The sequence below is a fragment of the uncultured Polaribacter sp. genome, assembly GCF_947495205.1.
Classification (GTDB): domain Bacteria; phylum Bacteroidota; class Bacteroidia; order Flavobacteriales; family Flavobacteriaceae; genus Polaribacter.
On record NZ_CANLXV010000012.1, the window covers coordinates 58,629 to 75,356 of the forward strand.

5 protein-coding genes and 1 tRNA gene are annotated in these 16,728 nt (G+C 34.3%); 2 read left to right on the forward strand and 4 right to left on the reverse strand.

Annotation, left to right across the window (positions count from 1 at the left end):
- The first annotated feature begins 56 nt into the window (after positions 1–56).
- Positions 57–506 (forward strand): GatB/YqeY domain-containing protein, encoded by a 450-nt coding sequence (locus tag Q0762_RS11865; RefSeq protein ID WP_298767116.1) that lies wholly within the window; start codon positions 57–59, stop codon positions 504–506.
- Positions 507–543: 37 nt separating this feature from the next.
- Positions 544–617: transfer RNA gene (locus Q0762_RS11870), tRNA-Arg, on the forward strand.
- A gap of 106 nt (positions 618–723) precedes the next feature.
- On the opposite strand, the gene Q0762_RS11875 is transcribed toward Q0762_RS11870, so the two are convergent.
- From Q0762_RS11875 to rpe, 4 genes are all read right to left on the reverse strand, one after another.
- Entirely contained in the window at positions 724–12,768 is a 12,045-nt protein-coding gene (locus Q0762_RS11875; protein WP_298767117.1) for a T9SS type A sorting domain-containing protein, read from the reverse strand.
- A 396-nt stretch (positions 12,769–13,164) separates the two neighbouring features.
- On the reverse strand, positions 13,165–14,445 hold the full coding sequence (locus Q0762_RS11880; protein WP_298767118.1) for an FAD-dependent oxidoreductase: 1,281 nt from the start codon (positions 14,443–14,445) through the stop codon (positions 13,165–13,167).
- Complete coding sequence (locus Q0762_RS11885) at positions 14,426–15,811, reverse strand: exonuclease domain-containing protein (protein WP_298767119.1); 1,386 nt, start codon at positions 15,809–15,811, stop codon at positions 14,426–14,428. The genes Q0762_RS11880 and Q0762_RS11885 overlap by 20 nt, the downstream gene beginning before the upstream one ends.
- A gap of 1 nt (position 15,812) precedes the next feature.
- A complete protein-coding gene (rpe, locus tag Q0762_RS11890) occupies positions 15,813–16,469 on the reverse strand; it encodes a ribulose-phosphate 3-epimerase (protein WP_298767120.1) in 657 nt (218 codons plus the stop codon).
- Positions 16,470–16,728: the final 259 nt, after the last annotated feature.

The following is a 16,728-nucleotide window of genomic DNA, read 5'->3' on the forward strand; positions in this document are numbered from 1 at the left end:
TAAAGATTTGTAATCAATAAGCGTAAACCTAAAATTAACATTTAAAAAATAGAAATATGAGTTTGCAAAAACAAGTAATGGATAAAATGAAAGAAGCTATGAAAGCAAAAGATACAGTTGCATTACAAGCTTTACGAGCTGTAAAATCTGCTTTTTTATTAGCTAAAACAGAAACTGGTGTTCAATCTGAATTATCTGAAGAACAAGAAGTGAAAATTATTCAAAAACAAGTAAAGCAAAGAAAGGACAGTGCAGCAATTTTTGTAAAACAAGGTAGACAAGATTTAGCAGCACCTGAATTGGCTGAATTGGCTATTTTAGAACAATTTTTACCAGAAGCACTTTCTGAAGATGAAATTGAAAAAGTAGTTGTTGCCACCATAGCAAAAGTTGGTGCTAGTGGAATGAAAGATATGGGAAAAGTAATGGGATTGGTATCTAAAGAATTGGCAGGACAAGCAGATGGTAAAACAATTTCTAGTTTCGTAAAAAAACACTTAGCTTAAAAAGATTTTTTTTTTTGAATTTATATTAAAAAGTTTTGGCCCCGTAGTTCAACTGGATAGAATATCAGATTTCGGCTCTGACGGTTATAGGTTCGAATCCTATCGGGGTCACTATTTTTAGCCTAGGCTTGTTTGAAAACTTTTCCTGTTTTCGAAATTTTATGTAAAAAAAAAGCAACCATGAATTGGTTGCTTTTTTTCGTTTAGTTTATTTCTATTATTCAACTACTACTTTTTTATTAGATGCTCCTTTATTAGTATTCATTCTAATAATGTAAACTCCAGTAGGTAGTTTTTTATTAATTTTTAATTCATATTTTTCTTTTTGTTCTGTAATATTCCAAGAGGTAACTTTTTTACCTAGTAGGTTATATAATTGAACGTTATTAATAATTATTTCTTGTTGCTTAGTTATAACAACATTTTTGTTTTGGTTATCTAAGTAAGTCGTGGTAGCACTACGAATTAGATTTTCTTCAATAGATAAAACTTCATTTTGAGATTTAAATGCAAGGAAGAATCTATTTGTGTATGTGCCAGGTTCTAATGAGATACTAGCCGAATTTTCTTTAATATTATAAGATTCTCCGGTTACTTTATCAATGATAAATAAATCGTCGTTAAAATCTTTTAATTCATCAATCATTAAAACAACGTCACCTGAATAAGACATTCTAATTTCCATTGGTACTTCTAATTCATTAGAAATAGGTTGTACACCTGCAATTACAAAGTTTTGATCTAGGTTAGGAAATTTCCAATAGAAATCTGTAGCACCAATGTCAAACATTTCTGCATCATAACCTTTGTCATAAGCAAAAGAGGTAAACGAGCTAAAAGATACAGCAATCTGTCTGTGGTAATATCTATCATCTCTTGTGTCTTTAAAGTCCATACCTAATTTAATAACAGGTAAAAGATCTACATTTTCTTGAGAAGACTTTGCAATTTTATTTGTTTTTACGTTAGATTTTAAAAAGACAGAATTTCCTGCTCCTTCTGTAACATACTCTCTTTGACTGTTATCAAAAGTAATAGTACCACCATCTGTATCTCCACCAACAAAGAAACCTTGTCCTATAGCAATATATGATTCTGGTGCTGTGTAAGTGAAATCACCAGAATTACCAACGTTTGGTGCACAAGCTACTTGACCGTCCGTATCTACAATGTTCAGGTAATCAATTTCAAGATTTTCGTTGTTTAAAAGTACTATTCTTATATCACTACCAGCTACCACACATTCGTTTAAAGTGAAAAAGCTAAATGCTGATCCTGTTGCAGGAAGTGTGAATGTAGTATTTCCAGGATTATTAGGATCTTCTAATAAGCTACCATTTTCCAAGATGTTTATATTAATTACAGCTGCTGCTCTATATCTTATAACCAGGGTCTCTACGCTGCTAGTTATAGCTCTAAAGCTTATGGACGCGTTAGATGTAATTAATTCAGCAACATCAATATTTGTTGCACCGTCTATTATGTTTTTTATAGATCCATTAGAAATGGTTGCGTTTTCTGCTTGTATAATTCGGTTTACAGGTCCGCCGCTACCTGCAGCATTTATAGCGCTTACTCCAGTTGCAATTGTTCTTGTTGCGTACCCACCAATATAGCCTGCAAAGTTGTGCCCAGAAGTGTCTCCTGAAGTATCTTGCTCGCTAACATGTTCCCAGAAATATAACACTCCAGTAATAGCATCTAAATTGTCTTCAATAAATTCTTTTACACTTATTGCAGAAGCATAAGGATTCGCTATTAAATAAGACTCACTTGCGCCAATTGGAGCTGTTAAAGTACCATCTTTAGGAATTCCTGCAAATGTATAATTTTGAGGTCTACCAGGACCTTTAAATATAAAACCATCTGCGTTTGCTAGTGTTCCTGTACTTCTTTTTTGAATCCAGTTTGCTCTACCGCCTGAGGCAGGTGCAAAACTGTACATCCAATAGTCTGCTAACGATATTGGGTCTGTTGTATCTCCATCGAAACCGCCAACGTATGTAATGTTTTTTGCAATACCAGTATTACCAGCACCACCAACAATACCGTTAAAAGAGGTTGGATTTGTACCATCTTTTAAAATATCTGCAACTGTGTAAACTGCAGCGCCTGAGCTGCTAGTTACTGGAGAGCCGATATAATTGTATCTGAATAAACTTGGTACGGTAGAATTTTGGTCTACTAAAAACAAACCGTCACTATCTGCGGTAACTAAGCTTGCAGATTTATGTGTTTGTATTAATTGAGATCTACTGTCTCCAGAGACATCTATTAATCTAATTTCACCGTCAATAACTACATCATTAGTAACTACTAATAGGTTATTTGTAATACCTAATTTACGCGTATCATTTACCGTTAATTTTCTTGCACTTAACGTTTCTGAAGTTTGATTAAAATCTTCATCTACTATTACAAAACGAGAACGGTCTGGGATACCATTGTTCCATGAACCACCTGTTCTAGTTGTAACGTCTATTCTATGCAGTCCTAATAAAGTATTGGCGTCATTATTTGAACCTATAATCTCTGATACCAAAGGAGCATGTGGGTGTCTTCCTGCATTTGCAGGTGTTGATGGAGCACCAAAAATAGGTATAGCATCATCTATAAATGTTACCCATTCACTTGCAGTGTATGTTCTATTTGGTACTAAAGTCTCATCTATTCTTACTAATGAAGTATTGTCTGAGAATTCTGAAACAACATCAAAACGATTTGCCCACGAGGTAGCATCACCTGAACTAGATACTGTTATGATATCATCTCCTCCTGTAATATTGGTTAAAGCATTGTTTTCTATTACTGTGGCAGTCGTAGTGGTATTAGCAGCAACTGTATTAGTAATATCTCTTGAAACTGTATTTCCATCTCTAAATAAAACTGATTGACCGGGAGCAATTGCAGATGGAATTATAGTACTAGCATCTGGTGTAACACCTGTTTGATCTCCTGATTTACCTTCATAAAGTTGAACATGAATTGTATTAGCAGCTACTGTATTAGTTGTACTAATATTAGTTATCTCAATCCAACGTTCTGTGCCAAATTGATATACTTGTGTAATCATGATATCTTCTGAAATAGCTGAATCTCTATAGTCAAGATCGCCAGTACCAGGGAAGTCATTATCAGCATCATTAAAAGCATTTTCTAAAGAAGTTGCATCTGTTACGGTAGTTGCTGTAGGACTTAATCCATCATTTACCGTAGAACCTTCTATTGCTGTATCGTCATTATCATCAAAAACGTCTACTAAACCATCTCCATCTGTATCAGTTCCATTGAAAGTATCTCCATCTCCGTTTTCATTTATATCTAAAATACCATCATTATCTGCATCTGTATCTATGTAATCTGGGTTGTCTGTTCTATCTGTATTTACTGGATTTAAACCTACAATAGCCCCATTTTCATAATTATCATCTACACCGTTATTGTTAGTATCTGTAATACCATTACCAACACCACTTGGTGCAATATATCCTGTTGAAGTTTGACCTTCTACATTATCTGGAATACCATCGTTATCTGCATCAATATCTAAGTGGTTTGGTAATCCATCACCATCAGTATCTGCACTAACTCCATTTCCATCTACAAAAGTAACTGCAGCGTCATCTGATTTTCCATCATTATCAGCATCTGTTCCTCCTGTTTGTAAAAGTGCATCCGTTGCATCTTCTGCACCAGGAGTACCATCATCGTCTGAATCATAAATATCTGCCAATCCATCATTGTCTGCATCAGTTGTATCGTCTACTAAACCATTACGATCAGCATCTAAACCACCAGCTTCTACTAAATCAACAATACCATCATTATCTGAGTCTAAATCTAAATGATCTGGTAATCCATCTCCATCGGTATCTGCATTGATTGCTTCACCATTTATAAAAGTAATGGCAGCGTCATCTGCTTTTCCATCTCCATCTGTATCTGTTCCGCCTGTTTGTAGTAAGGCATCGTTTGCATCTTCTACACCGGGTATGCCATCGTCGTCAGTGTCATAAATATCTGACAATCCATCATTGTCAGCATCAGTTGTATTGTCTACTAAACCATCACCGTTGGTATCTATACCACCTGCTTCTACTAAGTCAGGAATACCATCGTTATCCGCATCTAAATCTAAATGATCTGGGAATGCATCTCCGTCAGTATCTGCATTGATTCCTTCACCATTCTCAAAAGTAATGGCAACGTCATCTGCTTTCCCGTCATTATCCGTATCTGTTCCTCCTGTTTGTAATAAGGCATCAGTAGGATCTTCTACACCAGATGTACCATCATCGTCTGTATCATAAATATCAGCAAGACCATCATTGTCAGCATCAGTTGTATCATCTACTAAACCATCTCCGTTTGTATCTATACCACCAGCTTCTACTAAATCAGGAATACCATCGTTATCGGCATCTAAATCTAAATGATCTGGGAATCCATCTCCGTCAGTATCTGCATTGATTGCTTCACCATTCTCAAAAGTAATGGCAACGTCATCTGCTTTTCCGTCATTATCCGTATCTGTTCCTCCTGTTTGTAATAAGGCATCAGTAGCATCTTCTACTCCTGGAGTACCATCATCGTCAGTATCGTATATATCTGCCAATCCATCATTATCAGCATCAGTTGTATTATCTACTAAACCATCTCCGTTGGTATCTACACCACCAGCTTCTACTAAATCAGGAATACCATCGTTATCGGCATCTAAATCTAAATGATCTGGGAATCCATCTCCGTCAGTATCTGCATTAATTCCTTCACCATTCTCAAAAGTAATGGCAGCGTCATCTGCTTTTCCATCATTATCTGTATCTGTGCCATCAGTTTGTAAAAGTGCATCCGTTGCATCTTCTACACCAGGAACGCCATCATCGTCAGTATCATAAATATCAGCAAGACCATCATTATCAGCATCAGTTGTGTCATCTACTAAACCATCACCGTTGGTATCTATACCACCAGCCTCTACTAAGTCAGGAATACCATCGTTATCTGAGTCTAAATCTAGATGATTAGGGAATCCATCACCATCAGTATCAATAGAATTTCCATCACCATCTAATATGTTTCCAGAAGCATCTGTTTCAACAAGAGCGATTCCATCAGTACCATTGCCTCCTGGACCATCTGAAGCATTTTCATCATAAATATCAGCAAGACCATCTTGATCAACATCAGTTGTAGTATCTACTAAACCATCTCCGTTTGTATCTATACCACCAGCTTCTACTAAATCTGTAAGACCATCGTTATCTGAATCTAAATCTTTACTATCTAAAATACCATCATTATCTGTATCTCCATTAGGAAATGAATTTGGTTGCCCATCATTATCTGTGTCTGCACCCGTAACAATTAATGCATTTGCAGTATTGTCTGCTGTACCGTCGTTATTTGTATCTCCGTCAACAACATCATTAAATCCATCATTATCTGCATCTACAAAGTTATCTGCTTTACCATCTCCATTAGCATCGGTTCCACCTGCCTCTACAACATCAGGAATACCGTCATTATCCGCATCTAAGTCTAAAGCATCTGGAATACCATCTCCATCTGTATCTGGATTTGCAATTGCAGTTCCTCCTTCTGTTGTGTCATATACATCAGCTAAACCATCTCCATCAGTATCATCTGATAATGTACCGTCTGCATTTACATTATCTACGGTACCATTACCATCTGTATCTGTACCACCTGCTTCTACAAGATCTGGAATACCATCATTGTCTGAGTCTAGGTCTAGGAAATCTGGGATACCATCTCTATCTGTATCTGAACTTGTATTACATTCTTCAGTAGAAGAAGCATAGCTTACATTATCTATATTTAAATTACTTGAAAATTCTGTATACGTAATTCTAATATCAGTTGCATTAGTGGTTAATGTGTAATTAGTTGTAATAAAAACATTTTGAGCCGAGAATGTAACATCTTGTGGATTTACAAAATTTATACCATCTGTAGATTCTGTAATTGTCATTACATTCCTAGAATCAACATCAAATATTTCTGAAATAATCGCAATATTTGTACCCGCTTGCACTGGAGCAGAACCACTTCTTAAGGTAACTTGTAAAATTGATCCGTTTTCAAAAAGAGAAGCTGAATTATCATTTGCACCGTCTATGGCATCTTCTGGTCTTCCAACACTATTTACCTCTGTAGCGGAGAAACCGTTAGCTCCAGGTATCACTGTTGCTGTACATTGCCCTTCTTCTGTATCTGGAATACCATCATTATCATCATCTAAATCTACATCATCAGGAACACCATCTCCATCATTATCATTATTTTCGCTATCTCTAAAATCTAGATCTCCAGCACCTGGATTGAAATCTCCATCAGCATCATTATACGCTTCTTCTAGTGTAGTTGCATCTGTAACTGTAGGTGCTGTAGGACTTAATCCATCATTTACTGTAGCTCCAGCGATTCCAGAATCATCATTATCATCAAAAGCATCTACTAAACCATCTCCGTCTATATCTGTTGCTGAGAAAGCGTCTGTATCTCCATTTTCATTGATATCTAAAATACCATCGTTGTCAGAATCATCATCTAAATAGTCTGGAATTGTGTCATTAGCAACATCTGTATTTACAGGTGCAGCACCTATGTTGGTTCCATCTTCATAATTATCATCAACACCATTATTGTTAGCATCTGTAATTCCTGTACCTACACCACTAGGAGCTGTATATCCTGCTGAAGTTTGTCCTTCTACATTATCAGGAATACCATCATTATCTGCATCAATATCTAAATGATTTAAGATACCATCGTTGTCTTCATCACCATTTGGTAAAGAGTTAGGAACTCCATCATTGTTGCTATCTGGTCCTGTAACAATTAAAGCGTTTGCTGTATTGTCTGCTGTACCGTCGTTATTTGTATCACCATCTACAGCATCGTTGAAACCATCATTGTCTGCATCTGTAAAATTATCTGCTTTACCATCTCTATCTGCATCTGTAGCGCCAGCTTCTATAATATCTGGAATACCATCGTTATCTGAGTCTAAGTCTAAAGCATCTGGAATACCATCTCCATCTGTATCTGGATTTGTAATTGCATTTCCTCCTTCTGTGGTGTCATATACATCTGCTAAACCATCTCCATCAGTATCATCTGTTAATGTACCGTCAGCGTTAACATTATCTACGGTACCATTACCATCCGTATCTGTACCACCAGCTTCTACGATATCTGGAATACCATCGTTGTCTGAATCTAAATCTAAAGAATTTGGAATTCCATCGTTATCAGAATCATTATCGTTAAGGTCACAAGCTGAATTATTAAATATAGCAGCTCCTAATGCGTCTATACTAACATCAGGTATATCAAATGTATTATCTCTAATATAGATACCTCCTGCTTGCTGTATCCCATCTGAATCTTGATCAATATCATTAGCCTGAAATGCTGATATTGAAGCATTGTACAAACTAGATAAACGTTGGTACTCTCCAAAGTCGTTTAATGCTTCTGGTGAATCAGCACCTCCCTCATCAACTAGAGCAGAAACAGCATTAATACCAATGGAAAAACTACGCTCCGCATCTGTAAATATAAAAAAACCCGAAGGATTAGCTAACTGACCTCCATCATCAAATATTCCATCGTCAATCATTTGATCTATAGATTCTGGTAAGTGATCAAAATTCAAACTTGAATTATTAGGAAGGGCTATAGTTGGATTTGAAGTGTATCCTGAAACAATTGCAAAAGTATGACTCCCAAATCTCGCTGATACATTAGGCCCGCCATATTGAACTACTGCAATTTCCACATTACCCCTAACTTCTAAATCATCTGCAAGTTTTTGCAAAGATATTGTTAGGCTAGCTCTTTCTGCATCACTTATTGAGCCAGAATCATCGACAATAAACACCAATCTTGTTGCGCTTGAGGCATTACACACTGTTTCTACAGCATCTGGAATCCCATCATTATCATCATCTAAATCTACATTATCAGCAATACCATCTCCATCAGTATCAGTAATATCTCTATAATCAAGATCACCAGCACCAGGGAAGTCATTATCAGCATCATTAAAAGCATCTTCTAAAGAAGTTGCATCTGTAACTGTATCTCCATTACCTAAACCGTCATTTACAATAAACCCAACATTATCATCAAAAATATCATTTAAACCATCGCCGTCTGCATCTGCATTAATATCAGTTATATTGTTATTAGCACTATCTCCATTTTCTGCAATGTCTAAAATTCCATCATTGTCTGCGTCTGTATCTAAATAATCTGGGTTGTCTGTTCCATCTGTATTTTCAGGATTGATACCAATAATAGTTCCATCTTCATAATTATCATCAACTCCATTATTGTTAGTATCTGTAATTCCTGAAGCTACACCACTAGGAGGCGTATAATCATTAGTTGTTTGAGCCTCTACATTATCAGGAATACCATCATTATCAGCATCTATATCTAAATGATTTAAGATACCATCGTTGTCGGCATCACCATTTGGTAAAGAGTCAGGAACTCCATCGTTGTTGCTATCTGGTCCTGTAACAATTAAAGCGTTTGCTGTATTGTCTGCTGTACCGTCGTTATTTGTATTTCCATCTACAGTATCATTAAAACCATCATTGTCTGCATCTGTAAAATTATCTGCTTCCCCATCTCTATCTGCATCTATACCACCAGCTTCAACTACATCTACAATACCATCGTTATCTGAATCTAAGTCTTGTGCGTCAGGAATTCCATCTCCATCTGTATCTGGATTAGTAATGGCAGTTCCTCCCTCAGTAGTGTCATATAAATCTGCTAAACCATTTCTATCAGTATCATCTGTTAATGTACCGTCAGCGTTAACATTATCTACGGTACCATTACCATCCGTATCTGTACCACCAGCTTCTACGATATCTGGAATACCATCGTTATCTGAGTCTAAATCAAATTGATTAGGAATACCATCGTTATCTGAATCACATGATACAACAATTGCATCTACTTGAAAATCTGTTATACTTGGAGGATCTGTTTTTGTTATTCTTAAATACCTAAAAGCAATATTAGCTGTAATTACATCTGTTTGAAAAGATAGTACCTGGTTAGTTTCTGGTAGATTTGGATGAGTTGTAAAATTAGAATTAACTTCTGACTCACCTATTACCATAATTGCTGTACCATTTTCTCCATCTCTTTTTCTCCATGTTATACGATATTCTGTTCCTGCTGGATATACTCGGCCAAAATCTAAAACAAATTCGTTTCCGTTAACATTTATTTGTGCAAATTGGCCATCTGGTTCTCCTAATACATTATTAGGATCTATTACTCCACTTTGAGATACTAAAGTTGCCGAGGAACATGCTGAGTTTTCATCTACATCTGGAATACCATCATTATCATCATCTAAATCTACATTGTCAGGAATACTATCTCCATCATTATCATCATTTTCACTATCTCTATAGTCCAGATCTCCAGCACCAGGGAAGTCATTATTAGCATCATTAAAAGCGTCTTCTAAAGAAGTTGCATCTGTAACTGTATCTCCGTTACCTAAACCATCATTTACAATAAACCCAGCATTATCATCAAAAATATCATTTAAACCATCGCCGTCTGCATCTGCATTAATATTAGTTATATTGTTGTTAGCACTATCTCCATTTTCTACAATGTCTAAAATTCCATCATTGTCTGCGTCTGTATCTAAGTAATCTGGAATTGTGTCATTCGTAGCATCTGTATTTACAGGTGCAACACCTATGTTGGTTCCATCTTCATAATTATCATCAACACCATTATTGTTAGCATCTGTAATATTTGTACCTACACCAGTAGGAGCTGTATATCCTGCTGAAGTTTGCGCTTCTACATTGTCTGGAATACCATCATTATCAGCATCAATATCTAATTGATTTAAGATGCCATCATTGTCAGCATCACCATTTGGTAAAGAGTCAGGAACTCCATTATTGTTGCTATCTGGTCCTGTAACAATTAAAGCGTTTGCTGTATTGTCTGCTGTACCATCGTTATTTGTATCGCCATCTACAGCATCGTTGAAACCATCATTGTCTGCATCTGTAAAGTTATCTGCTTTACCATCTCTATCTGCATCTATACCACCAGCTTCAACTACATCTACAATACCATCATTGTCTGAGTCTAAGTCTTGTGCGTCAGGAATACCATCTCCATCTGTATCTGGATTAGTAATGGCACTTCCTCCTGCTGTGGTGTCATATACATCTGCTAAACCATCTCCATCAGTATCATCTGATAATGTACCGTCTGCATTTACATTATCTACTGTACCATTACCATCTGTATCTGTACCACCAGCTTCTACGATATCTGGAATACCATCGTTGTCTGAGTCTAAATCTAAATGATTTGGGATACTATCACCATCGGTATCAGATACAAAGCAATATTTTAATTCAAATAATTGCATAGTAACATTTCCAGGACCAGTTGGTGGAATAGATTTACCCGCTGCAATTATAATTTGGTTTAGAGGTCCAGAACTTGAAACAATAACGCTATTATTTGGACTATTAGAATCTGAAGAAGTACTGTTTACCGTTTGTCCTGTTATTGTAAAGGATCCATTGGGTAAATTATTGTTTGTGATATTTAAGGGAGTATTGGTTCCATTTAACTCTCCAATAAATTGAACTCTATCATTAATATCTATACCACCCCACTTAAATTCAACACTGTATACTGGTTGAGAAAAAGTTATTGTATAAACTGCAACACTGGTACTAGCTGCATCTGCAGGATAAAATGATCCAGCTGGAAAGCTAGTATTCTTAGGTTGTACATTAATATAATTGCCATCTATACCCATAGTTGAACCAACACTAGCAACACCACTACTCCAAGTAGCAGAATTAGTAACTTGATATGCAAAGGTTGCATTTATACCATTAAAAGAATATAAATTTGAAACTGAACCAGAGGCAGCACTATCTGTTGCAGTACCAGTACTAGCTTGCGTAAAAGTTTGTCCTAAATTTATAAAAGTTGAAGAAGGACAGTTTTGTTCATCTATGTCAAGGATACCATCATTATCATCATCTATATCTACATCATCAAATATGCCATCTCCATCGTTATCGTTATTAATAGCTGGAATGTTTACAGATAAATTAGCAGTTTCTGATGTTGCAGGTAGAGGGTTACCGTCTAACGTATAATTATCTTGTATCGTATAAGGAATACTTTCTATACCAACAAACCCCGAATTAGGGCTAAAAGTAACATCGCCTGAACCATTTACTGTCCAAGATCCATTAGTAGAACTAAAACTGGTTTGTTGTCCTGGTGTTGATGGGTCTAAATCTATAGTACCTTCAACCACAGCACCATTATCTGTGTCGTTACCATCTATATTAGGCAAGATTACGTCTGTGTTTACCGTAGTGGTGGCTGAATCATTTACAGCAACGGGTACGGGGTTAACTGCATTTAGAGTAATGGAAACCTGAACTGTTTCTAGTAAAGGAACTGTAGCTGGTGTTGCTGTAAAACCACCATTATTACCTGGTCTTAAAATAAGGCCTTGGTTTATTGCAGTGGCTGTAAATCTTATTCGACCTGTATTCCAAACATCTTCTGTAGGCACTAGTGGAAAGGTTACTCCTGCTATATCAGCAAAAAATTCATCAATTAATACTCCAGCATACACTCCTGCATTAGTCCCATTTGCATTATCCCCATCTGCATTAGAAAGGGTTGTTAAACTGTAAACAATTACTTCGTATTCTTGCCCAATTGTTAAACCACTTAAATTAGTTGTTAACCGTTCTTCTATACCTCCCGTACCTAAATCTCTTAAAGATAACCAATTATTATGATTATTGGGAGGTAAAGGTAATTGAGAAACCCAAGTAGCTCCTCCTCCAGCACCAGCTTGTCCAGTTAATGCAGCTGTCATAGAATTACTAATATCAGGTGTACCATTTAAGTCTATCCAGCCAGTTGGTGCACAATCACCACAATTTGGGGTTCCATCTGTAGCAGATATTGTTTGTGCTTCTGTTTTTTGCAAAAACAAAAAAAATAAAACAGGTGTTAACATATATAGAACTCTATTATAATTAAATATGTTATTAAATTGTTTAATTATATTAGAAACACTAAAGCAAGAAAGAGAATTCACATTAAAACTATTGTGCAGTAATAGAAAGTGAAATTTGTTAATGAAGACTTTTTTCCAAATAGGTTCTTTTTGATGGTGTCTGTGTTTCATATGGTAAGTAATTTTAGATGATAACAATTATATATACTTTTTTATTTTAATGGTCTGATTCGTTTACAATTATAAAGCGCTTTAAAGCAATTATTTGCAACATTAGCGCAAAAGAAAGCTTTAAATATCAATAATTTTATATTTAAATTTTAAACAAGTTTTTTTAAAAACTTATTTTAATACTTTTTTATTTTAACGTAATTTTAAATTGTATTTACCTTTTATCAAAGTATTTTATAATACAATTTATGTGGGGGAAGTGTAATGAAAAACTCAAAGAATGCTGTTCCTTAATCTCTTAGCATTTTTGGCAAAAGTACAAACTAAATTTTATTTATTCATTAATATGACACAGTCTTATTAAAAAAGTCACGTTTTTGTTTGCTTTTTTTTTATTTAGTTATATTCAGAAGTAAGTTCATCTGCAATTAAACCGTCTTCTAAAGTTTGTATAACACCTAAAGCAGCTCGTTCTCCAGAAATCATGGCAGCATTTAAAGAACCGTTTAATAACTGGTCTCCTGCTAAAAATATTGTTGGCTTTAACTTGGTTTCTGTACTAGAAATTTCATATTGTAAATTGATTAATTTTGGCAGCGCTTTTTTAATTTTATAATGTTTTATAAACTGCACATTAGGTATATTACATATGGTTTTTAATTCTTGGGTTACTTTTAAAACTAAATCTGCTTCATTTAAATTGTGTTGTTTTACAATGGTTACAGACAATAATTCTTTACTATTCGTAGAAGCATTAGATATGCTAGTATGATAAAATATATTATTGATTAGCGCACTTTTAGTTGTTATTAAACCAATTAAAGGTTTCGCAATTACTCTTTTTTCTGTTTCAAAGTAAAGCGTGTCGCAACTTTTCCATAACGTTTCTTGGTTTTTTAGATTTGCTATTAAAGGACTTGCATCTGTTGCTATTATAGTAATGTGGCTCTCTAGAACATTGTTGTTTTCTAAGATTACACTTTTGTCTTTGACTTCTTTTACTTTAGTATTAAATAGAAATTCTGTATTTTTTAATTTAGATTGTAATTGGTTTGGTATTTCTTGAATTCCTTTTTTAGGTAAAACGGCCAAACCATTTCCAAACATTTTATAAACAAACTCAAACATTCTACTAGAAGTCTCTAAATTGGGTTCAAGAAAAATACCACTAAAAAAAGGCGTAAAGAAATTGTTTATAATTGCATCTGAAAAACCAAAATCTTTTAAATATTGAAGCGTTGTTTTTTCTTCTTCAGTAAAAATGGAAGTAATTTTCTTTTTCTTTAAAAAGGTATTTAATTTTAAGATTTTAATTTTATCAGAAAAAGAACCTATTTTACTGCATAATGTTGGCAGCAGTAATGAGAAATTTCTTAATGGATCGCCAATAGTTTCTATTTTTTGATTTTTAAAAATAGCAGCACCTGGCAAAAACTCTTGCAATTCTAAAGCCTTATAATCTAAATATTTTTGTACAGCAGGATAAGAAGTAAGCAATACTTGAAAACCATGGTCTAAAGTAAAACCATTTACAATATCTGATTTTACACGGCCACCCACAGTTTTAGAAGCTTCTATAATAGTTGGATGGTAGCCAAAGTTTTCTAAAACTTGCGCAGCAATTAGACCGCTAATTCCTGAACCAATAATATGTATTTTATATGCTGATTTTTCCATTATTTTCTGCTTCTAATTTACTTTTCTTTCTAAGATATGCACCCAATATCTTCTGAATATCACTATTGTCTCTTTTGGGTTCTACATAAAATTGATAATCTTCTGGTTGGGTTAATGTTTCTTCTTGTACCTTATCAATATAACCAATGCCTTTATAGTTGCCTTCTAAGATTAAGGCAAAACCAAGTTCATTTTTTGTTCTTCCTTTTTCTTTAATTACCATATTGGTAGCCCCAATACCAATAGACCTTATTGCTTTTTGTACTCTTAAGTTATATTTTTCTACGGATTCTTCATTACAACAAACGCCTTTACAGGTTTTTAATTGATGATGAAAACAACGCGAAACATTGGTTTGTAAATGACAGTATTTAGGACAAAGTACAAATTCTTCGCACAAATGTTCTAAAAATTTTCTACAAGCCGTGTTGGTAAAAAACGTAATTAACGGATTTGGCACCAGTTTTAACTTATTAAAAGCTAAATGAATTACTCCTTTTTGATCTTCATAAGCAAATAAACCAATGGCTTCCCTTTTGTTTTTTTGAGCAAAATTGTATTTTGGATATTGTTTTTTTATTTCTGAAGATTCTAACAAAAGAGCTAGTAACTCGCTACCAGTTTCTGTAAAATCTATATGTGCAATTTCTAAGCACATTTGCTGTTCTTTTTTCTTTTTGTTGTAAAAATGACTGATTACTCGCTGTTTAATATTAATGGCTTTTCCCACATAAATTATCTTTTTAGTGGCATCTTTAAAAAAATAAACTCCTGCTTTTTCGGGTAAATTATCTATGGTTTCCTTATCTAAAAGTGAGGGTAAAGTGGCTTGTCTAGATTTTGGATTTAAAAAAGAATTGATGGTAAAATTTTGATCTCTGGCAATTAATCTTTTTAACAATTCTACGGTAGCTTCAGCATCACCTTTAGCTCTATGTCTGCCGTTTATAGGTATGTTTTCTCCAGCACAAATGTTGCCCAAACTATAAGAAGGTAGCCCAGGCATTATTTTTCTGGTTAATCTTACTGTACACAGTTTTTTACGTTTCCAATTAAAACCTAAACTGTTAAATTCTGATTTAATAATATTATAATCGAAATTTACATTGTGGGCAACAAAAATTAAATCTTTTGTTATTTTTTCTACTTGTTGTGCAATTTCAAAAAACTTAGGCGCGTTTCTAACCATGGCATTTGTAATGCCTGTAAGATTGGTAATAAATGGTGGTATATTTTGTTCTGGATTTACTAAAGAAGTAAACTCATTTATTATTGTTTCTCCATTAAAAACCAGCACAGAAATTTCTGTGATTTTTTGACCTTTATAGCCATTTCCCGTGGTTTCTATGTCTACAACTGCATACAATTTACGCCATTATATTTTTTAAATCTGCAATAGTTTCTGTTGGGTTTTCTGCACCAAAAACATAACTACCAGCCACTAAAATATTAGCACCAGCTTCTATTAATTCATTTGCATTTTGGTTTGTAACGCCACCATCTATTTCTATTTGACAATTGGAATTAGAAAACGTTATTAACTGTTTTAATTGACTAACTTTTTTGTAGGTGTTTTCAATAAAAGATTGACCGCCAAAACCTGGATTCACACTCATAATACAAACCAAATCTAAATCGGTAATAATGTCTTCTAAAACGGCAATGGGAGTGTGCGGGTTTAAGGCAACACCAGCTTTCATGCCGGCAGCTTTTATAGCTTGTATAGTCCTGTGTAAATGTGTACAAGCTTCATAATGTACAGTTAAAATATCTGCTCCTAAATCTGCAAAAGTTTGTATGTACTTATCTGGATTTACAATCATTAAATGTACATCTATGGTTTTTGTAGCATGTTTGGTAATTGCTTTTAAAACGGGCATACCAAAAGATATATTTGGTACAAATGTACCATCCATAATATCTATGTGAAACCAATCTGCTTCACTATTATTTACCATTTCTATATCTCTTTGTAAGTTGGCAAAGTCTGCTGCTAAAACAGATGGAGCTAATAAATTACTCATTATTTTATTTTGATTTTTGCAAAGATACTAAGAAACCGATAGTTATTTGATTGTGTTAAAATAATTATGAAAATTCGGAATAAAAATGCTTAGAAATTCTAATGATTTTTATTTTAAATTAACTGGTTTGTTAGTAAACTATTCAAGTATATTTTATCAGTTTATAATTTTTGTTTTTTAAGAAAATATTAGACTATCTTTAAAAACAAAAGAACTCCCAAAAGTGAACTTGGGAGTTTTGTAAAATGTATTCAGGTAA